Annotated in this window: 21 protein-coding genes; 6 read left to right on the top strand and 15 right to left on the bottom strand. The window is 50.8% G+C overall.

Annotation, left to right across the window (positions count from 1 at the left end):
- Positions 1-17: 17 nt before the first annotated feature.
- Positions 18-1,091, top strand: coding sequence for a cobalt-precorrin-5B (C(1))-methyltransferase (locus tag QQM41_RS12250; protein WP_339077302.1), 1,074 nt, complete (start codon positions 18-20; stop codon positions 1,089-1,091).
- Positions 1,092-1,095: 4 nt separating this feature from the next.
- Here the strand turns inward: QQM41_RS12250 and cobM are convergent, their stop codons facing one another.
- Genes cobM through cbiE form a run of 3 tightly spaced genes read right to left on the bottom strand, consistent with a single transcriptional unit; the run spans position 1,096 to position 3,470 of the window.
- Complete coding sequence (gene cobM / locus QQM41_RS12245; protein WP_339077301.1) at positions 1,096-1,854, bottom strand: precorrin-4 C(11)-methyltransferase; 759 nt, start codon at positions 1,852-1,854, stop codon at positions 1,096-1,098.
- The gene (locus QQM41_RS12240) at positions 1,855-2,229 is read right to left on the bottom strand and encodes a cobalamin biosynthesis protein (protein WP_339077300.1); all 375 of its coding nucleotides are present in this window, start codon (positions 2,227-2,229) and stop codon (positions 1,855-1,857) included.
- On the bottom strand, positions 2,226-3,470 hold the full coding sequence (gene cbiE / locus QQM41_RS12235) for a precorrin-6y C5,15-methyltransferase (decarboxylating) subunit CbiE (RefSeq protein WP_339077299.1): 1,245 nt from the start codon (positions 3,468-3,470) through the stop codon (positions 2,226-2,228). Before cbiE ends, QQM41_RS12240 begins: the two co-directional genes overlap by 4 nt.
- Positions 3,471-3,559: 89 nt before the next feature.
- Between cbiE and QQM41_RS12230 the strand changes: the two genes are divergently transcribed.
- Positions 3,560-4,363: a cobalt-precorrin-6A reductase gene (locus tag QQM41_RS12230; protein ID WP_339077298.1), complete on the top strand. Its 804-nt coding sequence runs from the start codon at positions 3,560-3,562 to the stop codon at positions 4,361-4,363.
- Here the strand turns inward: QQM41_RS12230 and cobJ are convergent.
- The 4 genes from cobJ to cobG are packed head-to-tail and all read right to left on the bottom strand — an operon-like array spanning position 4,333 to position 7,662.
- A complete protein-coding gene (gene cobJ, locus QQM41_RS12225) occupies positions 4,333-5,091 on the bottom strand; it encodes a precorrin-3B C(17)-methyltransferase (protein WP_339077297.1) in 759 nt (252 codons plus the stop codon). The genes QQM41_RS12230 and cobJ overlap by 31 nt on opposite strands.
- Positions 5,088-5,813, bottom strand: a complete 726-nt coding sequence (locus tag QQM41_RS12220; protein WP_339077296.1) for a precorrin-2 C(20)-methyltransferase — start codon at positions 5,811-5,813, stop codon at positions 5,088-5,090. The genes cobJ and QQM41_RS12220 overlap by 4 nt, the downstream gene beginning before the upstream one ends.
- Complete coding sequence (locus QQM41_RS12215; RefSeq protein WP_339077295.1) at positions 5,814-6,443, bottom strand: precorrin-8X methylmutase; 630 nt, start codon at positions 6,441-6,443, stop codon at positions 5,814-5,816. It abuts the gene before it with no gap.
- Positions 6,430-7,662: a precorrin-3B synthase gene (gene cobG / locus QQM41_RS12210; RefSeq protein WP_339077294.1), complete on the bottom strand. Its 1,233-nt coding sequence runs from the start codon at positions 7,660-7,662 to the stop codon at positions 6,430-6,432. The genes QQM41_RS12215 and cobG overlap by 14 nt, the downstream gene beginning before the upstream one ends.
- 170 nt (positions 7,663-7,832) lie before the next feature.
- Between cobG and QQM41_RS12205 the strand changes: the two genes are divergently transcribed.
- Positions 7,833-8,348: a Dabb family protein gene (locus tag QQM41_RS12205; protein ID WP_339077293.1), complete on the top strand. Its 516-nt coding sequence runs from the start codon at positions 7,833-7,835 to the stop codon at positions 8,346-8,348.
- Here the strand turns inward: QQM41_RS12205 and QQM41_RS12200 are convergent.
- Together QQM41_RS12200 and fumC are read right to left on the bottom strand one after the other, a co-directional pair.
- A complete protein-coding gene (locus QQM41_RS12200; RefSeq protein ID WP_035366691.1) occupies positions 8,331-9,326 on the bottom strand; it encodes an IS481 family transposase in 996 nt (331 codons plus the stop codon). The two genes, QQM41_RS12205 and QQM41_RS12200, sit on opposite strands and share 18 nt — an antisense overlap.
- A gap of 175 nt (positions 9,327-9,501) precedes the next feature.
- Complete coding sequence (gene fumC, locus QQM41_RS12195; RefSeq protein WP_339077292.1) at positions 9,502-10,950, bottom strand: class II fumarate hydratase; 1,449 nt, start codon at positions 10,948-10,950, stop codon at positions 9,502-9,504.
- Positions 10,951-11,282: 332 nt separating this feature from the next.
- Between fumC and QQM41_RS12190 the strand changes: the two genes are divergently transcribed.
- A complete protein-coding gene (locus tag QQM41_RS12190; RefSeq protein WP_339077291.1) occupies positions 11,283-13,217 on the top strand; it encodes a hypothetical protein in 1,935 nt (644 codons plus the stop codon).
- A gap of 6 nt (positions 13,218-13,223) precedes the next feature.
- Here the strand turns inward: QQM41_RS12190 and QQM41_RS12185 are convergent, their stop codons facing one another.
- The 4 genes from QQM41_RS12185 to QQM41_RS12170 form a co-directional block, all read right to left on the bottom strand.
- Complete coding sequence (locus tag QQM41_RS12185) at positions 13,224-14,192, bottom strand: helix-turn-helix domain-containing protein (protein ID WP_197687340.1); 969 nt, start codon at positions 14,190-14,192, stop codon at positions 13,224-13,226.
- 131 nt (positions 14,193-14,323) lie between these two features.
- Positions 14,324-15,211: a transporter gene (locus QQM41_RS12180; protein ID WP_339077290.1), complete on the bottom strand. Its 888-nt coding sequence runs from the start codon at positions 15,209-15,211 to the stop codon at positions 14,324-14,326.
- 87 nt (positions 15,212-15,298) lie between these two features.
- Positions 15,299-17,755, bottom strand: coding sequence for a membrane-bound PQQ-dependent dehydrogenase, glucose/quinate/shikimate family (locus QQM41_RS12175; RefSeq protein WP_339077289.1), 2,457 nt, complete (start codon positions 17,753-17,755; stop codon positions 15,299-15,301).
- Between the two features lie 339 nt (positions 17,756-18,094).
- Positions 18,095-19,591 (bottom strand): outer membrane beta-barrel protein, encoded by a 1,497-nt coding sequence (locus tag QQM41_RS12170; RefSeq protein ID WP_050819881.1) that lies wholly within the window; start codon positions 19,589-19,591, stop codon positions 18,095-18,097.
- Between the two features lie 513 nt (positions 19,592-20,104).
- Here QQM41_RS12170 and QQM41_RS12165 point away from each other — a divergent pair.
- Complete coding sequence (locus QQM41_RS12165) at positions 20,105-21,376, top strand: cation:proton antiporter (protein WP_408874587.1); 1,272 nt, start codon at positions 20,105-20,107, stop codon at positions 21,374-21,376.
- 80 nt (positions 21,377-21,456) lie between these two features.
- Here QQM41_RS12165 and QQM41_RS12160 read toward each other — a convergent pair whose 3' ends face one another.
- Together QQM41_RS12160 and QQM41_RS12155 are read right to left on the bottom strand one after the other, a co-directional pair.
- Positions 21,457-22,857, bottom strand: a complete 1,401-nt coding sequence (locus tag QQM41_RS12160) for a PepSY-associated TM helix domain-containing protein (protein WP_339077287.1) — start codon at positions 22,855-22,857, stop codon at positions 21,457-21,459.
- A 352-nt stretch (positions 22,858-23,209) separates the two neighbouring features.
- Complete coding sequence (locus QQM41_RS12155) at positions 23,210-23,467, bottom strand: hypothetical protein (RefSeq protein ID WP_339077286.1); 258 nt, start codon at positions 23,465-23,467, stop codon at positions 23,210-23,212.
- A gap of 358 nt (positions 23,468-23,825) precedes the next feature.
- Here QQM41_RS12155 and QQM41_RS12150 point away from each other — a divergent pair, with 358 nt between their 5' ends.
- Positions 23,826-24,203 carry a hypothetical protein gene (locus QQM41_RS12150; protein ID WP_196332552.1) on the top strand — a complete coding sequence of 126 codons (378 nt, stop codon included), beginning with the start codon at positions 23,826-23,828 and terminating at the stop codon, positions 24,201-24,203.
- The last annotated feature ends 21 nt before the right edge of the window (positions 24,204-24,224 follow it).

Here is a 24,224-nt window from a genome sequence, read left to right as displayed (position 1 = left end):
GAATTACATCATGCCACATGGCACCCAACTCTCATCCCCTCCGGCGCGGCTGGACAACAGGCAGCTGCGCAACAGCCGCAGCAAAGGCCGCATGGCTTATACTAAACGGTCATTCAGCCCCAGCATGCGTGAACATCACCCTTCCCGCTGGCCAACAAGTTGGGTTTGCCATTGCCCGCACCGGTGGCGCGCCAGATGCACCGTTTGCGGAAGTTATTAAAGATGCGGGGGATGACCCAGATATCACGCACGGAGCACTTATCCGTGCAACGGTAAAAACCTTACCCGCTGGGTGCGGGATCGTGTTTCAGGCCGGCCCCGGTGTGGGTACGGTTACCCGCCCTGGCTTACCCATAACGGTGGGAGAACCTGCCATAAACCCCACCCCACGCGCCATGATCCGTAAGGCTTTAACCGAAGCAAATGCGGGTATCTGCCCAGATGCAGAGGTGATTATCAGCGTCGAAAATGGAGAAAAACTGGCTGAACGCACATTAAACAGTCGGCTAGGCATTCTGGGCGGCCTGTCCATTCTGGGCACAACTGGCATTGTGGTGCCTTTTTCATGCTCAGCATGGATTGAGAGCATCCATCGGGGTGTGGATGTTGCGCGGGCTGAAGGTCTTACACACTTGGCAGGAAGCACCGGTAATGTTTCTGAAAAAGGCGTGCAGAAGTTCTATAACCTGCCAGATAGTGCGCTGATTGAAATGGGAGACTTTGCTGGCGGCCTGTTAAAATACCTTCGCAAACATCCTGTCCCGCGCCTTACAATATCTGGCGGCATCGCAAAAATGACCAAGCTGGGCCAAGGCTTTATGGACCTGCATTCCAAACGAGGCCCTGCAGACATGCGCCAGTTGGCCGAGCTTGTTCTGGCACATAACGGAAAACCCGATCTAGCAGATACAATTGCGCGCAGCCCCACAGTGGCTGAAGCCTTTTTGTGCGCAAGCCAACAGGGTTTTCCGTTAGGATACCTGATTGCCCGCTCCGCCTTACAAACAGTTAAGGACGTTCTACACCCCGCCCCTATACAAGCCGATGTGCTGGTGTTTGACCGTGCAGGCAATCTGGTTGGGCAAGCCTGAAAGCTTAGTCCTGCCCGCGAAAGCGCCGCCGATAATCAGGATTATACAGAGCGCTTTCCCTAAAATCCTTATCCCCCAATACCCGGCCAACAATCACAAGAGCTGTGCGCTCAATGGGGTTTTCTTTCAGCTTGTCTACAATATTGGCAAGCGTTCCGCGCAGCACAAGCTGATCTGGCCATGTGGCTCGTGCAACAATAGCAACCGGGCAATCGGCCCCATAAAATGGCGTCAACTCTTCTACAATTCTATCCAGCGCATGCACTGCCAGATGAATGGCTAGTGTAGCGCCTGTAGCGCCAAAAGCTGCCAGCGTTTCTTTTTCTGGCATGGCGGAAGCCCGCCCGTTTACCCGCGTAAGCACCACGCTTTGCGCAACACCCGGAACGGTGAGTTCCTGCCCCAGTATGGAAGCCGCCGCTGCAAATGCTGGCACCCCCGGCGTCATGCTCCACGGAATACCGTGTTTTTCCAAACGACGGATCTGCTCAGCCACAGCGCTGTAAACAGACAGATCCCCCGAATGCAGGCGCGCCACATCCTGCCCCTGCTGATGAGCTTTTACGTATTCAGCTTCAATTTCATCCAATGTCATGGGGGCTGTATCAACCTTGCGCGCATCTGGCGGGCAAAATTGCAGCATTTCCGGCGGCACAATAGACCCCGCATATAAACAGACCGGGCAGGATGCCAAAATGTCTCTCCCACGTATGGTGAGTAGATCAGCCGCTCCGGGGCCTGCCCCAATAAAATGCACGGTCATTCAAATGTCTCCTTCTGCCACGGCGCATGTCACACCATTCATGCTGCAACGCGGTACAATAAGTTTGCCCTGTGGGCCAGCCGCAACCAATGCACAAGCCTCAGATACAGAGGCTACTCCGGTATGCCGCATGCTACGGGCTGATACTGTCTGGCATTGGGCGTTGACCTGCTGCATGGCGGCAAGCTCTACCCAAACAATTCGGGTGCCCAGCCATTTTGCCACCTGTAATGGCAAATTTTCCGTATGCCGAAAGGCAGGAACAGCAAGGGCAGACAATTCTTTGCCAGACTGTTGTGCCAAGGCGAGTGCAATACATGCCTGAGCCTGCGTTAAGGTCGCTCTGCTGTTCCAGCCCAAGCCTAGAAATATCATGAGGCCTCGGGTTTCTGAGCCACCCACTGTGTTACCGGCATGGCGGGGCGGAAACCATGAAGAGACCCTATTTTTTCTAACCGGGATACAGAGATACGCGTAAGCGTTCCCCCCCATTCCTGCAAGGCACGCAGCAATCGGGCTTCTGTTTCAGCCACCACGGCATTCACCACAATACGCCCACCGGGTTTAAGGGCCTGCCATGCGGTTTCCAACACGCCAGCACGGCTTGCTCCGCCGCCAATAAAAATGGCATCGGGCTTTAGCAAATCTTCCATGCCTTCTGGCGCTCGGGCTTGCCGTACATCTAGCCCCGGCACACCAAGAGCGGCCGCATTACGTGCAATGCGCGCAACCCGTTCTGGCTGCGCTTCAATACACACTGCACGGCAGAACGGAGAGGCCAACATCCATTCAATACTGATGGAACCTGCTCCTCCACCAATATCCCACAATAATTCGCCTGCCCGAGGTGCGAGGGATGACAGCGTAACTGCACGAATTTCCCGCTTTGTAAGCTGACCATCATGTTCGAAGCACGTATCGGGCAGCCCGTTGATTAGTGGCAAAGTGTGGGAAGCGCTTTGAGCATCTATCTCCAGCGCGATCAGATTAAGCCGCTGGAGCTTATCTGGCGCACCTTCATGGGCATAAAAACTGTGTACAGCTTCATGTGGGCCACCCAGCCGTTCCAGCACATGGCAACGCGTAGCCCCCAATCCTTTACTAACAAGCCAGTTAGCCACAACATGCGGCGTATTTTCATCCCCAGACAGCACAATAACGCGGCCAGATGGCTGCAAAGCTGGATAAAGCTGCTCTATGGGCCGGCCACATAAGGATACCACGCGGCAATCCTGCTCTGCCCATCCAAGCCGACTGCATGCCAAGGCCACAGAAGATGGCGCCGGTAAGCACAGCATTTCCTGCGGAGGGATAGAACGCGCCAGTGTGCTCCCCACACCAAAAAAGAATGGGTTACCAGATGCCAGAACCACAGTAGGTAAACCCTTCCGGGCAAGAATGGCATCTATTCCGCGCTCAAAAGGCGTGGGCCATGCAAGTGTTTTTCCCTGCACCAATGCGGCTGCTAGTTCCAGATGGCGCGCACCACCCACCACAAAATCCGCTTGTGCAAGAATGGCGCGTGCAACGGGAGAAAGACCTTCTACACCATCTTCCCCAATCCCGATCAGGGTTAACCACGGTATTTGTGGCGCATGCTGGGGCTGCTCGGTCATTCATCCATTCCTTTTTGGCACATACTTGCGCGGCAACGGCCTCGGCTTTTACAACACTTTTGTTTTTCATGCTGTAAAGCTTGTGCCTAATGCCTTCGTCTTCCAATAATTTTCACGTTCTTGTTCTGGGAGGCACTACGGAAGCCTCTGCTTTGTGCCGTTATCTGGAACAGGAGCCTTCTATCAGTGCCACGCTTTCTCTTGCCGGAGTAACCAAGCAGCCGCACTTGCCCACGTTATCCGTGCGGATTGGCGGATTTGGTGGCTCTGGCGGGCTGAGCACGTGGCTAAAAACTCACGCCATCAACGCCGTAATAGATGCCACTCACCCTTTTGCGGCCACCATGAGCCAACATGCCGCCACGGCCTGTGCCGCTACGCAAACACCTTTGTTGCGTTTGGAACGATCGGGCTGGCAGGAAATGCCGGGCGATACATGGCTCCATGCCGCCAATCTGGCAGAAACGGCCAATCTATTAGCCAATTCCCCAAAATGGAACACGGCACCACAGCGTATTTTTTTAACGACAGGCCGTAAGGAGTTGGCGCCGTTTAAAATTGCGCCACAGCATCATTACCTCATCCGCTCTATTGATGCGCCAGATCCTACTTCCTTACCTCCGCATGCAACCATCCTGCTGGATCGCGGTCCTTTTGATGTGCAAAATGAAGCCAAGCTGATGCAGGATTACGGCATCACACTTCTGGTTTCAAAAAACTCTGGCGGCAGTGCAACATACCCCAAGCTGGAGGCTGCACGCCTGCTGCGTATTCCCGTCCTGATGATTGATCGCCCAGCGGCTTGCCCTAACATCCCCACCGTAGAAACGGCCCAGCAAGCCATGGCATGGTTACAGGCGCATCAGGCAGCATCAACCCGCCGTAAAGTATAGAACCACGGTTCACCATTGGGCCGATCCACCAAACGGCTGGCTTTGCAGCCTATCAGCACCAATGTGCTCATATCGGCCCATTCGGCATTGGCTTCCTGTAGAGTGGAAAGCCTTACTGCCTCATCAGGCCGCCCTATGGCGCGTGCAAAAGCAACGGGAATAGTGGGGGGCAAAACACCCCGTAAATGCTCCAATGCCTCCCCCAACTGCCATGGACGGGCGTGAGAGCGTGGATTATACAGCGCAATCACAAAGCCAGCCTGTGCTGCCAGCCGCAAACGTTCAAGCACCACATCCCAAGGTTTGAGGTTATCTGAAAGGGACATCACGCAGAAATCCCCACCCAAGGGGGCCCCTAACCGCGCCGCCGCTGCCAGAACAGCACTCAGGCCGGGAACAACGCTGATATCCAGCGCGCGCCATTTATCCGGCCCTTGCTCCAAGGCCTCAAACACAGCGCTAGCCATGCCAAACACGCCGGCATCTCCGCCAGAAACAACAGCCACATGCCGCCCCTGCTCTGCCATTTCCAAAGCATGCCGGGCACGATCCAGCTCCACCCTGTTGTCTGAGGCATGACGAACAACATGCGGAGGGGCTTCTACCCGGTTTACATACGGACCATACCCAACCAGATCTGTTGCTTTAGCCAAGGCCTGATCTGCCTGCGGGGTACGCTGAAGGCTGTTACCCGGCCCCAACCCTACAATGGTAACACTGCCCTTCATCTCACACCTTTTCGACCAGGCAGCAAAACCAGCGAGAAATAAGGCACGCTATCTTCCTGCTCCTGCAAAGCACACATACGGGTATTTTCCTGCGTGCCACGTTCAACATATACGGCATCTGACAAACGGCCTGCTTTTTCCAGCGCCCGCTTAACCTGCGGCATGTTACGGCCTGTTTTCATGATAACTGCGGCATCTGCCTGCTCTAGCCAGTTGGTCAGCTTTTCTTCTGGCAACGTGGCGGGAAGAACGCACAACACGTCATCTCCATGTGTTATGGGCAGATGCGCCTGTGTCCAGCACCCATTCATGGCCATAATACCGGGCACAACCTCGGTTTCAAAACCAGCTTTTAGCCGGTCAAAAAGATACATGGCCGAGCCGTAAAGGAAGGGATCGCCCTCACATAACAGAACAACGTCCTGCCCTTTATCTAACCGTTGCGCCAGATTATGTGCGCATTCATCATAAAACTGACCCATGCCCCCATGATATGCTGGATTGGCAACAGAGATTTCTGTTGTAAATGGATATTCCAGCCGCAATTCCTCAGCATCCGGGGCAATATGCGCACGTGCAATGGTGCGTGCATGGCCCGGCCTGTCATGCCGGCAGAAATATGCCACCACCTTTGCCGCCTGCACCAGCCGAACTGCCCGAACAGTCATGAGTTCTGGATCACCCGGCCCTACGCCAACAACCTGCAATATGCCGCGTGTCATTTATTCACGCTCACAGGCCAGAGCATTTACAGCAGCAGCAGCCATGGCACTTCCCCCCGGGCGGCCTCGCACCACAAGCCAAGGCACATCCTTACGGAGGGAAAGAGCTTCCTTGGATTCCATGGCCCCCACAAAACCTACAGGCAGCCCAATAATAGCTGCCGGATACGGTGCTCCTGCATCCAACATTTCCAGCAAATGGAATAACGCAGTTGGCGCATTGCCAATGGCAACCACTGCACCGGCCAGCTTTTCACCCCACAAATTCAGCGCGGCAGCTGAGCGGGTGTTGCCAATCTGGCGGGCCAGTTCTGGCGTGCGGCTATCACGCAGCGTGCAAATAACCGCATTATCAGCAGGCAAACGCGCCCGCGTTACCCCGTGCGCTACCATTTCGGAATCACACAAAATATTGCAGCCTTTTTTCAGGGCTGTGCGGGCAGCTGTAACAAAATCTGCCGTCATGCTGACAGATTGCGCCATTTCCACCATGCCACAGGCATGAATAATGCGCACAACAACCTGCGCTTCTTCTGGCGTAAAGGCAGAAAGATCAGCTTCTGCCCGAATGGTCGCGAAGGAGCGTTCGTAAATAGCTGCTCCATCCTTGATATACTCATACGCGGCCATTCATTATCCTTTCCTGTGGCTTGGTGCCTATAAAATAGTCTTCGACTGCTCTGTCATCTGGAAAAAATCGCATGACAGGCCCCGATGCCGTGCCATTGCAGATAAGCCCGTAGCCATTTTGGGCGGCAACCACTGTCCAACTTGCTTTTGCAGGATGCGCACAGCCTTTACTGCACCCCGATACATGCAGGCTTTCCTCTGCCTTCAAACCATGCGCCAGTGTTCTTGCCAGATCTTGGGTTTCACCTTCTGCCTGTGCGCACCCTGCATTGCCCATACAGGCAGAAACCCGCAAAATAGGATTGGTGCTTGTAGCCACCATACCCACCACATGTGGCGGGTATGACAGACCATGCAGAATAATGCTGTGCCACGGCGTAAGCCGCAGAATGCCATCTCCGTTTCGTGCGTGATTGGCACAACTTCGCAGCATGGCAGATGTTAAAATGCCTAGTGGCGCATTGAGGGCATATAAAGCTTGTCCTATTTTACCCGCCAACAAAGCTGAATCAGGCGCATCTGCCGCCAGAACTTCTACCGGATTGCCTTGCTCATTAACGGCCTGAAAGAGCATTTTACCCGTTTCTGGATATCGTGCAGGCCGTTTACTTTTGGGAATAGCGATAAAGGCCTGAGCCAGTTTGATGGCCAATTCAACAGCAGCCTGAACAGATGCAGGCTTGCTTTTCTGATTGCCACATACAACAGACCATAGCCCTGCCCCATTGGCCTGCAGCGTAATATCTGCCTTTAACAGCCCGACACTAAACAGCCCCCCACCATCTACGGCAAAACCGAACTTATCCGGCAATGGAGAAAGATTATTGGCATGACACAAAGCTGCTCGCAAAGCTGCGGCACATTCCAATGTATCCGGGGCACAGGAAGGATCACACCCCGCTAAGGGAGATACCAATAATGCCAAACGCTTTTCATGCTCAGGATTGGCCATACCCAAGCCTGCCAGAACGGCCAGTTCGGGAAAACGCAAAGCGTTATTATGAGAAAAACCACGTAATTGCAGACTGGCGCGGTTGGTAAGGCAGATCAGCCCATTGCCCTCACGCTCTGCAATCTGTGCCAGAAAAACGGCCTGCGCCGCAGTTATCCGACCAAAGGCAGGCCTTACCCGCACCAGCCAACCATCTTTGGCCTGCATGGGGGCAAACAGGCCCGGACACCACCCTTTAACCTCTGGTGGCGTAAAACGCTGTGTCACGCTATCTGCCTCCTTTTCTGGCTGCGGCGGATACAAAATCTCTCTTCACGGCCGCCCTGTTACGCAACACAAGCCCTGCTTGTCAAAAAGCCGGGCATACATGCCTATTCCGTTTCGAAGCACAGCGTGGTTTTGCGTCTCTTAACTGTAATCTGTGGTATGAAATACAGATGAGTATAATATCCACTTCCCCCATCCGTTTGGGCTTGATAGCTGGTTTGTTTTTTTCTGTATCAAACCTTTATCCTACGTATGCTCGTGCGCGTGAGACAGCGCTGGATCCTGCCGCACAAGCCACGCAGGCGCTGATAAAGCAGATAGGCGAACAGCGCTTTACTGCACCAGATTTTCGCCCGGGCACTGTGCGCCACATGGTTATGTTTCAATTCCGCCCCACGGCAACTACCGCAGAAAAGCAGGAAGTGACACGTCGCTTTCTGGAACTGGCAACACACTCACGCCGCCCGAACGGCGCATCCGTTGTTGCCAGCTTGGAGGCTGGGCCACAAAACAGTGGGGAAAATGCTGATCTAGGGCTGGATTACGGATACCTTGTGACCTTCCGCTCAGAAGGTGATCGTAATTACTATGTCGGCCGCCCTATTGTACATACGAGTGGCTGTTTTGACCCCGCGCATGATGCGTTCAAAAAGTTTGCCGCACCATTTCTAGCTGTCAGGTTGTGAGACGTCATTGGCGTAATCAAGGATTTCGTCGACCTGTTTCATGATGTCACGACCAGCCGGTTTGATATAGTCTTGATTACGTGACGCGGGATGTTTTTCAAGCCATGAGATGATGCATTGGGCGGGAGCGATGCCGCCCAGAACACGCTGCGGGCGATGATTGTAGGCGAAACAGAAGCCTCTGAGCAGAATTTCCAGATCTTCATGGTTTGAGACACAGACCTGCAGTACTTCTGTAGCGACACGGCCATTGAAGCGTTCCACCATTCCATTGGTCTGAGGGGAGTAAGCCTTGGTCCGGCGTCGGTCGATTCCCATGTCATGACAGGCTTTTTCGAAGGCGTCCGCTGTAAAGCAGGAGCCACGATCGGTCAGGATATGGGTGATCCGGAAAGGAAAGGCCGATTTGACGGCATTGAGGAAATCAACGGAATTATCCGCATTTTCCGCGTCATAAACAGCCAGGTGCACTGAACGGGAACAGCGATCGATGGCGACATACAGAAAACGTTTCCGCCGGTCCCCATCTGCTGTCTGTAATTTTGGCAGATGTTTCACATCGATATGGACATAACCGGGATCGTAATCGCGGAACTTTCCCTGTCCCCGAACTGGTCCGGCCTTTGGAACAGGAGGCAGCCTGTTCAATCCGGCGTCTTTCAGTATCCGCCAGATATTGTCCCGGTTCAGATGCGGCAGGAAATGCCGTAAGACAAAGGTCAGATCATCCAGACCAAAACCGGTAGAACGCCGAAGCTGACAGACAATGGCGCGCTCCTCCTCCGAGGCTTTCCAGGCCAGCCTCCAGGGACGGCTGCTGCGGTCCTGACAGGCGTCCGAACCACGCCTGCGCCACTTGCGGACTGTTTCATCGCTGATCCCGTAGCGTCTGGCGAGCACGGATGTCGGTTCTGACGAACGAGCTATCTCAGCCCGGACAGCCGGTGTCGTGCGTGCCTGTGGGTGGATCTGAAGCATCATTCGGTCTCCCTGCAAACGGAAGAAAACAACGAAGCATAACGCGGTATCGCCCACGCTACATCATCCCAATGACGTCTCACAACCTGACAGCTAGCGAATGTGGTCGTTTTTGATTTTACCGTAAAATAAAGGGGAGAGAAGAACTCTCCCCACACTGTAAACCCTGCAGTATTCAGGCACCAGCAACGCCTTCCCCCACCATATCAAGTGGGTTCACCACCTTATCGAAGGTGGCGGCATCTACGTAGCCGGATTTCAAGGCTGCATCCTTAAGGGAAAGATCATGCTCCATGGCAATGTGCGCAATTTCTGCAGCTTTGTCATACCCAATGACAGGAGCCAATGCCGTAACAAGCATAACGGACCCGCCCACATTCTGCTTGAGCCGCTTTTCGTTCAGTTGTGTGCCTTCCACAGAGAAAATGCGGAAATTATGACAGCCATCTGCCAGAATACGGATACAGGCAAGACAGTTGGCCAATATGACCGGCCGCATAACATTCAGATCCAACTGGCCCTGACTAGCCGCAAAAGCAATCGTATTGTCATTGCCCAGCACCTGCGTGGCAATCATCACCATTGCCTCACATTGGGTTGGGTTCACCTTGCCGGGCATGATGGAAGATCCGGGTTCATTTTCCGGCAGATGCAGCTCGCCCAACCCACAACGAGGGCCGGAAGCCAGCCAGCGCATATCATTGGCAATTTTCAGCAATGGCACTGCCAAGCCCCGCAAACCTGCGGATGTTCTGGCCATGGCATCCAACCCACTTAATGCGGCAAACTTGTTAGGTGCTGTAACAAAGGGCTGTTTTGTGAGTTCTGCTATACGTGCAGCTATAGCCTTACTAAAACCTGCCGGTGCATTCAGCCCCGTGCCCACAGCAGTGCCCCCAGCGGCAAGTTCGAACAAAGCTTTACGATCTTTACGCAGGCCGCAAAGTGCATCTTCAAGCATCTGCACCCAGCCAGACCACTCCTGCCCTACTGTTAAAGGCACGGCATCCTGCAAATGGGTACGGCCAATTTTAACAACGTCCATCCATTGCTCAGCCTTCTGGCGCAAGGCTTCTATAAGCTTTTCTACACTGGGCAAAAGTCGATTTTCAATTTCCAGCAATGTCACAACATGCATGGCCGTAGGAAATGAATCGTTGCTGGATTGGCCCATATTCACATCATCATTGGGGTGAACAGGCGTTTTGGAGCCAATTTTGCCACCTACAAGTTGAATGGCACGGTTTGCAATAACCTCATTCACATTCATATTTGTTTGGGTGCCAGACCCTGTCTGCCAGACAAACAGCGGAAAATGTGCATCCAGCTTGCCCGCGGTCACTTCATCTGCAACCGTGGCTATCAGATCCGCCTTCCATTGCGGCATACGCCCTTCTGCTGCGTTCACCAATGCAGCTGCTTTTTTGACAATGCCGTAAGCATGGTAAAGTGGAAGAGGCATACGCTCTGTACCAATGGAAAAGTGCACCAGACTACGCTGGGTTTGTGCGCCCCAGTATTTATCTGCCGGAACATCTATAGTGCCCATTGAGTCTCGTTCCTGCCGAACACCTGTGGCCTGAATACCTACGGGGCAAAAACGAATTTGCGGATTATTGCTCATAATACATTACCTCCCTGCTGGCCCGTTGCGTTACGTTCCGCCAGCTTTCTGGTTTGAGCAGCATAGACCTCTTCCGCGCCTAAAAATGAGGCCACGACCATCACATTTAGACGATTATAATTTTCAGTCAGATATTTATAAGTTTTTTAAAATTTACTTATATTTGTATTTTGATGATTTTTTACTGAAGTAAGCACCAGAAAAACCGGGATGCATTTCTGCTATGAATTTGGCCTCTTCATAGACTTGCTATAGCCAAACGTTTATTCTACACGCTTTGTTTATATCATTCAAAAGGGCGTGACGTTTTGCGCCCTCATGGACTTGGCTCAATGCATGATTACACAAACAATTATCATGCAAATAATTTCATCGTGAAATGGTACAGCATTCAACGTGCACATACCGTGGAAAATATGAGAAAACTGTTACTGACAGGGAGCGTTTTTACCTGCACCATGCTGCTTTCTGCCCCCGCTCTGGCAGATGATGCGCAGGAACTGGCAGCCATCAAGGCGGAAATGCGCCGGTTGGCCGCGCAGGTAGAAGCTATTGAATCCCGTCAGGCCAAACGGCATGCAGGCCCCTCCGCCCCCACGCATAATGTTGCCCGCAACACGCCTTCACCTTCTGCCCCACATACTGGCAATAAGCTTGCCACTGCTTACGCAAACCAAGCAGACCGAGAAGATCCTTCCATTCGGTTCTCTCCAGATGAAGGCCCAGTTAAAACAGCCGCCGATACACATGGGGGCACAGCCAAAGGTGGCCTAGGTTTTAAATGGCTACCCGGAGCCTCTGGATCCGATGCAAACGCTGGCGCAGATGCGGACGAAAAAAGCCATTCTTCAATTGATCTCTCATCTTCCAGCCCAACGGCTATTACACAAACAGAAGTTGATAGGCTGCCGCCTATTTTTAGTATTGGTGGCATATCTGTAAAACTTGGCGGTTTTATAGACATGTCCAACATCTGGCGTAGTTCGAACATGACCAGCGGCCCTGCAACGGGCTGGGGCAATTTTCCTTACGCTAACAGCCCCAACCATGGGCTGTCTGAAGAACGACTTTCTGCCCAGCTCAGCCGCCTATCTATTTTGATGGAAGCCAACCCAAGCAAATCCTCCCGCTTACAGGCTTATGTTGAAAGTGATTTTGCAGGTTCTGGCAGCACAACTAACAGCGTACAGATTAACGGCTATACGCCACGCTTGCGGCAAAGTTACTTTACATTCACCCAAAAAGATTGGGGCTTACATATTCTTATGGGGCAAGCATGGAGCCTGGCCACAAACTACGCCAAAGGCATTATTCCCCGCCAAGAAGAACTGCCCGCTGTTACGGATAACAACCAGTTGCCGGGCATTGTTTTTACACGCGTGCCACAAATCCGAATTGGCAAAGACTGGAACCAGAAATACTGGCTGGGTCTCTCTATTGAAGACCCTCAGGCTACTGTTGGCTTTTCTTCCACCATTAGTTCTGGCAGCACCATTCCCGCTGCGCGTGGGCAAGCAGACGGTGCTCGTGTTTACTATGCCAATACCGGGGGGATGCTGCTAAACGCGGCCACAAATTATTCCTACAACCCTGTGCCCGACATGATTTTGAAGGCCGCAGCAGATACATCCTTCGGTCATTATGAAGTGTTTGGCCTTGCACGCTGGTTCCGCTCCCTTGCGGTAGAACCGGGTGCAACAACCACCAAAAAGCATACGCATTTTGGCGGTGGCGTAGGTGCGGGTATGACAGCCCCTCTGGGTACGAACCGCTTGCATCTTACTGGTGATGTTCTGGCCGGTGATGGCATTGGCCGCTATGGGCCAACACAGATACCGGATACAACCTTTAATGGCCGAGGGCAGCTTACGCCTGTTCCAGAAATTATGGGATCACTCGGCTTGGTGGGGCACCCCAATTCTTCCGTGCTGCTTTACACTTATGGGGGTGTAGAAGCCTCTGGCCGCAAACGTTATATTGGCGCAGATGGCAAGCAATATGGTTATGGCGTAAACGATCTGGATCTGGCCGGATGCGATGTAGAATTTGGGGTATGTAGTGCTCAAACACACACCCTTGCCTCCTTTACCGCTGGCGGCTGGTGGCATTTTTTACAAGGCCGTTACGGAAGCATGATGGCAGGCTTGCAATATACTTTTGTGCGTAAATTCGCCTTTAAAGGGAATGACGGGCATGGCAATAGTGTAGATCCAGCCACATCGGGCAACACAGTATATGTAACTTTCCGCTACTTCCCGTTCCAGTAAAGGGCTTTAGTTAATACCAAAGCTCTTCATCTTGCGATAAAGCGTTGCACGGCTAATTCCCAAACCACGAGCTGCCTGCGTGACATTCCCCTGAGAAACAGCTAAAGCAGAGCGGATAACGTTTTCTTCTGCCTTCTGGAAACTTATTTCCGAACCCTCTTCCAGCTCATTTAGCAGGTTGGGATGTTGCGCAATGGTTTGATCTGTCCAGCCCATCCATTCACGCGCAGCATATGTTGCACCCGTAATTTCCCCTTGATCGTTAATAGAAACCAAAGGCGCTGAGCACCCTCTTACAGAACCTAATGTCAGGATTTTTTGCCCTGCATAACTATTACGGAAAAGCTGTTCTTCAATACGCCGACCAGACTGGGCAAGTGTTTCCATAAGCAATTTATCAATTGGTTTTTCTGTTTTGCCGTTCATAGAAGCAAGGTTGAGAGCCCCTGCTACCCGCCCCTGTGCATCAAATATCGGCACAGCATAACTGATCAGCAAGGAAAAACAAAAGCGCCAATGCGCACCACGCCCCAGAAAGATTGGGCATCTATCCTCTACGCAAGTGCCAATACCATTTGTGCCTGCAATAGCTTCGTTCCAGATCGCCCCTTCACGCAGGTTAAGACGCCGACAAACAGAAAGGTGCGTTTCATCCGCACAACGCGCCAAAATCATGGCGTTGGGGTCAGCCAACAACACCATAAGGCCCAAGCCTTGCACCAAAGTAAAAAGGTGCTGCATTTCTTCTGAAGCTTGACGCAAAAGCAATGCGGACCGGCTACTGACATGCCGAAACTCTGCACCACACAACACGTCTGCCTTCCATTTTTGGGAAGGATCTAGCTGGTAGGATGTCTCGCAACGTATCCATGATTTCTGGACTGTTTCTTCTGGACTTTCTGATTTAGAATCAGTGCGTTGAGAAAAAGGCCATGTATTCATCGCGGGGGGCTCTACCATATCCGACAAGGACATATTAAAGACTTTCCTAACGTTGCCTTCCTCTTATACATAAAAAACATAACTCTCATAGGTATGTTGTGTATTTTATTTTTTACCTGCTTGAACAAAGTAAAGTTTTCGTTATTTAAAAATAAAACCTACTGTCAAAGGTAAACGAACTTTATGTAATAAGCATTAGTTTCTGGTGTATTGCGCCCTTCAAGAGAGTGCGAGTAGCGGGCTGTTAGCGAAAAGTGCTGGTTAATATTGTACATAAGCCCCGGCCCCAGAGCTATTTCGCGGCTGTTAGAATTATCCAGATACTGGCGGAGCGTGTTATCGCGCGTTCCAGTAACATTCTGCCAATCAAACGCAAGAAATGGCTCAAACTTCTTGGTCGCTTTCCAGCTAAAGCGCAGGTTGGTGTAAAACACTACGCCAGGTGAATAACTATGCTGGTCTTTTTGGTGCTTTGTAGAACCAACAACCGTACCGGCATCACCATCAAAACTGAAATGCTTCCATTCATAATCAAATATTAAACTGGATATATTGGACCAATAATTCGTGGATGTTGCATCTCTTGTGCCATATGGCGTTTGCATAAAGGTCTGTATACCAAAAGTACTGTGCTTATTAGGCTTAAACCATGCAGCTGGCCCAACAATAGTTGGCCCTAACCCACCGTAATTTGTGCCATCTGCCAGTTTATAGCTTTCTGTCTGGATTAGCTCAAAAGCAAATCCAACATGAGGGATGGCTTCAAAACTACGGAAATGCACATATTTTGTCATACCCGACCATGTGTGGCTGCCACCGGTTGGCGTACGCTGCCCACCACTGCCGTAACTATGGCCTGCGGCGTTTCCATCGCCATACTGCACAAGCACGTTAAACGGCTTGAAATCTACATGAAGGTCATATTCATGGGGGCCAATAATGCCCAACGTGATATCCGCAGCTCGCGCAGGAACTACGTGACACACGATCACAGTAGGCATGACGAAACGCACGAGGGAAAGCAGACGCTCCCCGCCTTCTATCAAACGCATCTGAATATTCCGATAAGTAACAGTAACAATCAAATAAACGCGTGATGCGGGGTTCCAGATAAACTGGAACCCCAATGTAGTAACGCGTTACTGAGCGGGAGAAGCTTTCTCACCATCAAGTGTGTAAGCGATAATGTAATCACCGCTTCTGGTGCCAAGGCCACCGTGGCCACCGGCTGCAATCAGCACATACTGTTTGCCACCAGCTTCGTAGCTCATTGGTGTTGCCTGGCCGCCTGCTGGCAGACGATCACGCCAGATTACCTTGCCGCTCGCCAGATCAAAGGCACGCAGATAGTCATCTGCTGTGGCACCCATAAATACAACGCCACCTTTGGTAACAATATTGCCGCCAATATTATACATACCGGTAGGCAAAGGCAGGTTGTTATGAGTACGGAAAGGCCCGGTATCACGCGTTGTGCCAACGGGATGCTGCCAGACAATCTTTTTGGTTACCAAATCAATTGCTGTCAGCGTGCCCCAGACAGGCCCCTTACAGGGGATCTGCAGTGGGTTCAGCCACGGGTTGGTAAGCGCAATATAGGGCGTGCCGTAATCTGGAGAAACAGAAAGAGCATCACCTTTAGGTGCTGGTTCTTCTCCACTGCCAGTCCACTTTGGCAGCGTACCAGCCTGCTCCATTCCCGTACGTTTTTCCAGCTTGATACGGAAAGGCAGGTAGCTTGCATTGGCCAGCATGATCTTACGCTGCGGGTCAATGGTAATACCCTGCCAGTCTACAACACCGTAGAACGCAGGATAAACAATGGTTGTTTTACCCACATGCGGTGGTGTGAACTGCCCTTCGTAAGCAGATTGACGATACTGGATACGGCAGATCATCTGATCAAGCAGCGTTGCCCCCCACATATCGGACTCTTTAAGATTGGCTGGTGTGAGAGAAGGCATACCAACAGGATAAGGCTGTGTAGGAGATACACGATCATCCGGCGCATGGCCCGCTGTAGGAACCGGCTTTTCTTCAACCGGATACCCCGGAACAGGTGTGCCGGTGCGGCGGTCCAGAACAAAGAACTCACCACGTTTGGTGCTCTGCACCAGCGCAGGAATTTGCTCACCATTCGGGCCGGGCAATTCAACCATAGATGGGCCGGAGGGAATATCCATATCCCACAGATCGTGATGCACGGTCTGATAGGTCCAGCGACGTTCACCCGTTACAATATCCAGCGCAATTGTGGCAGAGGATGTTGCATCGTCAAACGGACGGCGGCTTCCACCCCAGTTATCCGGCGGAGAGTTACCTGTAGGAATGTAAACAAGACCCAGATTGAGGTCTGCCGTGTAAACACCCCAAGCATTGGGGGTATCACGCGTTAGTTCATCATTCGGGCCGGGTTTCCATGTTTCTGGCTGATGGCCAGCATCCCACGCCCAGGCAATTTCACCCGTTGTGGCATCAAACGCACGGATAGCGCCGGAAGGCTCGAAATTGGCTTGGTTATCAAAAATCCACCCACCAGTGATCACACGGTTTTTGGCCACCATTGGGGGGGAAGTTACAAAATGGAACCCGTGCGGCACATGGCCCAGATACTGGCGTAGGGAAATAAAGCCGTGATCACCAAAATCTTCACAGGGTTTACCGGTTTCTGCATTTACGGCCACCATGCGCACGTCAGCAACAGGTGAGTAAATACGGTTACGGCAGCTTGTCTGAATTTCATCAGGGATATGGTAGTAAGACACACCACGGCAAGCCAGATAGACGTTTTTGTCCAAATCTGCCGTTGCGGGGTGCGGATCAAACTTCCATTTCACTTTACCTGTGGCAGCATCCAGCGCCATCACCCAACTATGGGGCGTGCACATGTAAAGTGTATCACCAACCTTAATGGGGGTGAGTTCCAGATTGAACTCATGCCCTTGGTCTGGCCCTGCTACAGTGCCTTCACCCGCTTGCTGCACGTCTCCGGTGCGGGTAACCCATGCACGCTTCAGATGCGAGATATTGGAAGCTGTAATCTGCCCCAATGGTGTGTAACGGTCTCCACCAACGGTGCGGCCATAGGCTGTCCAGTCTCCATCAGGCACTCCTGCTGATGTTTCATCAGACTGGCCGCTTGCCGTCATACGGTCTGCGGGCACTGTGCCATCAATGGAATAAGAGCTGAAGCAACTTGCCACAACAACAAGGCAAGACACCACCAAGGAACCCAGAACTTCGCGCTTATCAGTCAGCCAGCTATTGCCCGAACGCCAAACACCCGGCAGCAGCAGCCAGGCACCTAGCCCGATAAGCGTAAACAAGCGAACTTCCAGCCCCCAAATATTGAGGCCGACTTCGCACAAAGACCAGATAGTGGCCACAAGCAGTAAAGCTGCATACAGCCGCATAGCCAGAGCAGGCTTGCGAAAACCGCTGAGAGCGGCCCCCAGCATGACACCGCCAGCAATAATATAAAACCAGGAACCACCAAGGAACAGAAGTTCCGCGCCGCCAAAGAAGAGGAAAAGCCCCACAATGGCAAGCAGAATAGAGGTTATGAGCGAGAATAACCTCGTCTGACTCTCTCGCATACTCGTGCTCTTTCTACAGTTTCATGAGCCGTTACGACAGCATGATCCTGAAACACCATGCCCTCGCAGCGGCCAATGGCCCTGCACAACACAAAAGGACGCAATATCGTCACACTTTTGTCCTGTTTTTCACGCGAGTTTGTAGAAAATGTTACCAACTGTCTCACACATGAGACAGTTGGTGAGGCCGACTGTTCTATGGAAGCAAAAATAGCGTTGCCTGACATATTCAGGCAGATGCATCATTCTTCCACTTTACAAAATACATCCCTAAAAATACGGAAGATTTTGCGTTTATATCTCCCGTATTCTTATCACCTCTGTATTTAAGAAGATATCTTAGAAAGACCAAGTTGCATCACAACTGAACCAAAGCATGTTATTTGTACCATTATTAACGGTTGGGTTCTGTACCGTGCCGGCCTGGTTAAACGGATGTGTGCCGTTAAGAGATTTGTCCAGCCGGATTTCCGGTCGGATGGTAAAGCCCCCCAAAGCCAGCCTTTTGTTTACAAATTCCGGCCTGTAGGCAACACCTACCGTTAGTTCTCCATAAGTTGTCGGCAGAGCGTTATAATACGGGAAAGGCTGGTTGCTGAGCGCCTGCGTGAGAGAATTGAAGCTGGAATATTCCGTAATAACCCCGCCAGTGTTGTCTCGGAAGACCTCACCACGCGCATTAAATGTCAGCCATGGGTGAATGTCGTAGGAAAAATAGGTTGTCACCCCATAAGCATCATCACGCAGGGAATCATCGTGCAGATAGGTGCCATCCACGGAAACGGTCATTTTATCATTGATATGATACGTGGCCATGACATCCGCATTATACTGCATGAGACTATTGGCCTGCTTGCCAATGCCCGCACTCACCCATCCCGTAGGTGACACAATGGTGCGGCCATTGTTGCCCTGTGGCCCAAAGTGCCCGATGGCATGCACATCCAACTTGCCATCCATCAGCTTGTTCCAGGCCAGACCAAAATAGCCCTTGGGCTTATTGTTGTTGCCAGAGGCACCAAAGGTTGTGGAGTTCCCCGCATCTACTCCCAAAATCCAGTCCATGTGGCGTGTCAGATGCATAGTGGCCAGAATACCCACCGTTTGGAACGGCACGATATAATCGGATGCGTAATTATATGTGTAAAAGGGTCGTGCAAGAGCGGGCGTGCCTTCTGCGCCCATAATGCCGTACATCTGGCCGATCTGCACATCAATGCCACGCTTGAAGATCCACGGTAGATGTACGTCCAGATGAGCCTGTGTGGGCGCCCACTGATACAGCCCATGCAGGGAGCCAGAGCCCATCCCGATTGTGGGGTCAAACCGCGCATCGGAACCATACATGGCTTCCAGCACAAAGCCGATGCCATACCCACTACCTACAGACGTAACAGGGTGAGATAATGACCCAATAATCTGGTTCAGTGTGACCGTATTCGCCCGATCTGAATAGTACTGCGCAAAGTTGCGTCCTGAGCGTGTCCAGGGGTTGCCTGAAATCCCCGCTTCAATAGAGACGTGCCCTTCCAGCCCTTCCCAATATGTGGGGGTATGACCGGGTTTGACATGGAACAGATTACCCGCCTTAGGCTTCATGGCCTCTTCCTCTTCAGAAAGAGAAGTCACAGGTGGTTCTTCCCCATCTGTTGGGGTGCCTGCGCCCTTTTCCGCCTCTTCTGGCTTAAGGGTTTTGGCTATGTCTCCTACCTGCACCTGTGCCGGCGCAGAAACTTGTGCGTGGGCTACTGACGTACCTGCTTCACATAAAAATGCAGCACAACATGATAGCAATACAAATTTGAAGGCACTTCGATTAGTCATAGTCTGTCGCATGTATCACTTCTCTTGCGCATCAGAAATAGTGACGAATACGAAACATATTGATCAGCACTTACCTCCAGCCAAATACAAAAGTACCCAGCAGCATGATGCCTTCACCGTAATTGCAAGACCAATACGTACGTTTCGAACCAGAAATAATATACCGTGCGCAAAATAGCAATCTTCCAGGCGCAAAATAAACACAGCGTCCAACACAGTTGGCCTTGCAAAAATATTCTGTTTTTTCAAACTTAAAGGACTGAGTTTACGCTCCAACATACAAGCAACTCCTGCCTATATGTTGCGTTGGTTAGGCAAACTTTGCGCTTTGCGTATAATGCACTCTTCACAAAACCCTTAAATATTCAATAACTTTGCAAAACCCAAATGGACATAAAATATTGATCTCTTTTTACATATTACAAATGCTTATATTTTAGATATACTTCCAGTATAGTTCTTATGCATGCACGTTTGTAATTCCTCACAAACCTGTGCATGCGCAACATGCGCTCGCTCTCTGATATGCGAAATTTGCATACCATCGTGGTTTTCGATTACAAAGGATCATTCTTCAACAACAAGGGACGGAACGACACAGCAATGACATCGCTTTTCACAGATGCCACAATTTTTGTTTTCCTTCCTTGGGTGCTGTGGCGCCTTCTGCATAAAGCATTGCCTATTGTTGTATTGCCTATCCTTATTGGCATTTTGCTGGCTGTATGGCACGCACCAATTAAAGAGCTCGGTATTCCTTCTTCTTATGGTGATACCATTGGGTGGATTGCTGTACTGGTTCTGGCTTTTACGGCTGGCTTGGAAATGTGGCAGCACCCAGAAGGTGATACTTCTGCCCATGCCATTGCCTCTCCCTCTCTCGGCCGACTACTAGCTGGAGCAGGTGTGGCTTTAGGCATTCCTTTCCTGCTGGGGTCTTTCTTAGCCTACACCTGTTTTCTGCCCTTGCATGGATGGCAAGCCCCTCTGGCCTCACCTCTTATTGCCGCCGCATCTATCGGCTTGTGCATTTCCGTAAGCGCACTCCCTGTTTTGATTGGAGTGGTCAGAGAACTTGATGCCTCCCAACGCCCGTTAGGGCAATTGGCGCTTAAGCTTGCTGTGGTAGATGATGCTGCCTTATGGGTTGGCCTTGCCATTTTACAGTTTGCGCATAGAGGCACCGCCTCTCTGCATGGGTGGACAGGGCTGGAGTTTCTGGCCGTGGCATTACTTGCTACGCTGGCTGCTGCTGGCAACTGGGCCTCTCGCCATTTTCGTCACCCACCTGCGTGGGTTATCTGGGTAACTGTTCCTGTTTATCTGGCTGCTGGATCATGGGCCAGCATGCAACTTGGGTTGCATGAATTGATAGGCGCATATTTTGCCGGTGCCATCATGCCGCCCAGTTGGGTGAGACGTCTGCCCATAGAACAAGTGGGAACATTTGCTCTTATCTGGCTAGCCCCCATGTTCTTCGGCCATAGCGGCCTGCGCATAAATGGGGATGCTCTCACATGGCCTTCCATCATTGCCTCTTTTGCTTTGGTGGGCATATCCATCCTTAGCAAGATTGGGGCGGTTTACGTGTTTCCCCCTGCCCCTGGGCTTAAACCCAGACAGGCTTTGGGTATTGGAGCACTTCTGCAATGCAAGGGGCTGATGGAAATTGTTGCAGCCACTATTTTACATGAACAGGGCATGCTGTCTGATTTTGCTTTTGCTTCTTTAATGGTGTTGGCGGTTGTTTCCACAATATTGACTGGGCCCCTCTTCCGCCTTCTGGCCCCACGTTAAAGCATTACATTCTATAAGCCCAAAAGTGCTCTGCGGGTGTATATCATTACAACACGATATACACCCGCAGATTAAGAGCCTTAAAATACAAAATATTTACAAATATATATTAAAGGAATGGCAAGAGTTGTTATGGCAGCGCATATTCCCAGCATGCGTATGCGTACTGGATCTGGCGCCATAAAAGACACCCCAAGGCACATGCAAAAAATAGCATAATAAATCAGACTGACACCTAGATAACTTTCGCAATAAGGCGTTAGAAGCGCTGCGCTCATAAGAACAGAAATTCCTGAAATACAGCCAAAAATACAGCCATATGTTATACGTGTAAGAAATTTCGTGCCCTTACTTGGTTCTGTTGCCCCGTTTTTCTGCTCTTTTCGATATCGGGATATCAACCATAATCTGTTGCCGGAATAAAAAAGAAATGCTCCGGCAAAGCCTAATATCAGATATCCAAATTTAACTGTATTCCCACCAAAGCTTCCAAAATGTAGCGCAAACAGCGTGGTTAAAATGCTAAATGATGCCGACTGAAGCCCCGGCATATACTCTGCAGAAAGTATTTTCCCAGAGGCTGGATCCAGTTCCGCCAGACCACCTGCTGGACCACGCATCATATAGTGTTCATCATGCCCGATAACGAATAAAGTTTGTTTTGATTTATCTGTTAACGTGTAATTCAAAACATCGGGTACAAACTCGGGAGCCTGTTTTTGTAAAGCCTGCACAATTTCTGATGGAGGCATGGAAGGGGTTAAAGAATGCGCAACCACCTGATGCCCCATACGTCCTGCAGGTGCATGACGATCATGAAAAGCAGTTGGAGCTGAAAACATGATGGTTTGCATATTATGAATCAAACCATGATAAGCAAAAAGCACAGATGAAAGCGCAATAATGACATGAAAAGGCAGGCTGAAAATACCTAAAAGGTTATGGATATCCAGCCATTTCTTCCATGCCCCCTGGATAAGCCGCAAAGCAAAAATATTTTTTACCAGCATAGGTAAAAATGCAATTACACCAGATACCAGCGCAACGGCATACAACAGCGCAATAATGCCCATAAACCATCTGCTGTAAGGCATAAAAACAGGCAAGCCTACGTTTTCGTGCAGCTCATCTATAAAATGAGCCACTTCAGATGGCTTGTGTTTTGCTGTCACTAAATGCCCTTCTGCATCAAGTGAAGCCGCTATCATATCCACAGGGCCTGCATGCCTTTGCCCCGCATGCACAGGCCACATCAACCTAGCAGGAAAAGAAACCGTAGGAGACAACACAACCGTATATTCCTGCTGTGCCTCAGGATAAGCCGCAAATGCTTTTTGCATAAGATCGGGCACCTGCTCCACAGTTACCGGAGCAGGCAAAACAACTGGTTTTGTAAGCCAATTTTGTAGAGGGGCTTCAAAAACGCTGATACCTCCAGCGTAAAACGACACAAACAGGAACAACCCCGCCAGAATACCCACCCAACTGTGGATATCCCGATACATCTGCACAATATCTGCACGTATTTTCATGCTATAGAGCCTTTAAAACAAAAAACAGGCCCCAAACACATAAGGCAGCAACCGACAGGTAATTCCAAGCACGCTTGCCATTAGAAAATAAAAAGCAAGTTGACAAAATAGTGCACCACAGCAAAACCGTTAGCCACGTTAAAAACTGAGCAGATGCCTTACGTGGATCACTGTCTGCATGGGAAAGAAGACCAATAACCCCGACAAGGCCAAATGTAAGAAGATTACCCGGAACAACAGCAGCTGTAACTTTGGAGAGCCAGTTCTGGCTTGTATAAGTGTATCTAGGCATCATAAATGCTTACCGCTGTTTCAGCAAAACAACAGCAAATGGAAAAACAAGCCATACAAGCATCATCAACAGTATTTGCATAAACAATGCAGTTGTTGCGCTTTTGATCTGCCAGAGACAGCAAAAAGAAAGCGCCTGCGCCCCCCACCCTATTGCTCTGTATAAACTTTTTGGATGAAGCGGCACAGAAAATACGTATTGATTGCGCGAAGTGGCATAAAGCAAACAGCACCCGAGAACAGTAGCCCCTGTTGCAATCCACATCATGTATTCAGGCCACATACTTACCCTCGGTATCTCGTTCGGGCAGAAAAGATTTCACCATGCTCTCCCCGCACATGCGTATATAGAAAGTTACGAACCTCATGCGGAAAGCCCACGCTCTCTTTCAGGTAGGTTAAAGTAGAACACGTTGCACAAATACATTATTAAGAATCATTATCAACATAATTTTTTGTAGTTTACGCTGCTTTGCCCTTTATGGCGCAAACTCCATCCCCACTTGGGCCCTTACCTTCTGCCCTGCCATCAGGCCATGGCAGGGTATCTTTGATAATCTTGCAAATTCCATATCGAAGTCCCAAATCTTAATGGAATCAAGATGATGCCTGAAGGATAGATTTCTATGAGTCTTATTAAAAAGTGTATATTTCCCACTCTAAAAGCTACAGCTATTGGCCTAAGTGCAGCATGGACCGCTATGGCAGCATGCAGCAAAGATAAGGAACTGGATGGCCAAGAAAAATCTGTTCATTTGGCTACAATGGGGTCTGCCGGCTTGGTCGGCATTCTTGGTTTCTGCCTGCTGCGTAAAGACGGTTGGGGTAAAACATATCGGCCTTGGTTGGGGCTCAGCCTGATTGCCAGCCACGGAATTGCTGGCGTGCGTAGCCGTAAGGCTGTTCAGCACCAAGATAAAAAAGATGCGGTGCAGAGCGGTATTTTGCAGGTTGTTATGATTACTCTGGCCGCTTGTGTATTCACCACCAAGCCAAATAAATAAGCCTAAAACACCCCCAATATC

Source organism: Acetobacter sp. AC2005 (assembly GCF_037901235.1).
Classification (GTDB): domain Bacteria; phylum Pseudomonadota; class Alphaproteobacteria; order Acetobacterales; family Acetobacteraceae; genus Acetobacter; species Acetobacter oryzoeni.
The sequence above is the reverse complement of the archived record's forward strand: the minus strand, read 5'-3'. Positions and strand labels throughout refer to the sequence as shown.

What these genes read in the sequence shown, in the direction of transcription:
- QQM41_RS12250 (WP_339077302.1), top strand. Translation starts at nt 18, where the DNA reads ATGGCACCCAACTCTCATCCCCTCCGGCGCGGCTGGACAACAGGCAGC.
- cobM (WP_339077301.1), bottom strand. Translation starts at nt 1,854, where the DNA reads ATGACCGTGCATTTTATTGGGGCAGGCCCCGGAGCGGCTGATCTACTC.
- QQM41_RS12240 (WP_339077300.1), bottom strand. Translation starts at nt 2,229, where the DNA reads ATGATATTTCTAGGCTTGGGCTGGAACAGCAGAGCGACCTTAACGCAG.
- cbiE (WP_339077299.1), bottom strand. Translation starts at nt 3,470, where the DNA reads ATGACCGAGCAGCCCCAGCATGCGCCACAAATACCGTGGTTAACCCTG.
- QQM41_RS12230 (WP_339077298.1), top strand. Translation starts at nt 3,560, where the DNA reads ATGCCTTCGTCTTCCAATAATTTTCACGTTCTTGTTCTGGGAGGCACT.
- cobJ (WP_339077297.1), bottom strand. Translation starts at nt 5,091, where the DNA reads ATGAAGGGCAGTGTTACCATTGTAGGGTTGGGGCCGGGTAACAGCCTT.
- QQM41_RS12220 (WP_339077296.1), bottom strand. Translation starts at nt 5,813, where the DNA reads ATGACACGCGGCATATTGCAGGTTGTTGGCGTAGGGCCGGGTGATCCA.
- QQM41_RS12215 (WP_339077295.1), bottom strand. Translation starts at nt 6,443, where the DNA reads ATGGCCGCGTATGAGTATATCAAGGATGGAGCAGCTATTTACGAACGC.
- QQM41_RS12205 (WP_339077293.1), top strand. Translation starts at nt 7,833, where the DNA reads ATGAGTATAATATCCACTTCCCCCATCCGTTTGGGCTTGATAGCTGGT.
- QQM41_RS12200 (WP_035366691.1), bottom strand. Translation starts at nt 9,326, where the DNA reads ATGCTTCAGATCCACCCACAGGCACGCACGACACCGGCTGTCCGGGCT.
- fumC (WP_339077292.1), bottom strand. Translation starts at nt 10,950, where the DNA reads ATGAGCAATAATCCGCAAATTCGTTTTTGCCCCGTAGGTATTCAGGCC.
- QQM41_RS12190 (WP_339077291.1), top strand. Translation starts at nt 11,283, where the DNA reads ATGCATGATTACACAAACAATTATCATGCAAATAATTTCATCGTGAAA.
- QQM41_RS12185 (WP_197687340.1), bottom strand. Translation starts at nt 14,192, where the DNA reads ATGTCCTTGTCGGATATGGTAGAGCCCCCCGCGATGAATACATGGCCT.
- QQM41_RS12180 (WP_339077290.1), bottom strand. Translation starts at nt 15,211, where the DNA reads ATGCGTTTGATAGAAGGCGGGGAGCGTCTGCTTTCCCTCGTGCGTTTC.
- QQM41_RS12175 (WP_339077289.1), bottom strand. Translation starts at nt 17,755, where the DNA reads ATGCGAGAGAGTCAGACGAGGTTATTCTCGCTCATAACCTCTATTCTG.
- QQM41_RS12170 (WP_050819881.1), bottom strand. Translation starts at nt 19,591, where the DNA reads ATGCGACAGACTATGACTAATCGAAGTGCCTTCAAATTTGTATTGCTA.
- QQM41_RS12165 (WP_408874587.1), top strand. Translation starts at nt 20,105, where the DNA reads ATGCGAAATTTGCATACCATCGTGGTTTTCGATTACAAAGGATCATTC.
- QQM41_RS12155 (WP_339077286.1), bottom strand. Translation starts at nt 23,467, where the DNA reads ATGATGTGGATTGCAACAGGGGCTACTGTTCTCGGGTGCTGTTTGCTT.
- QQM41_RS12150 (WP_196332552.1), top strand. Translation starts at nt 23,826, where the DNA reads ATGAGTCTTATTAAAAAGTGTATATTTCCCACTCTAAAAGCTACAGCT.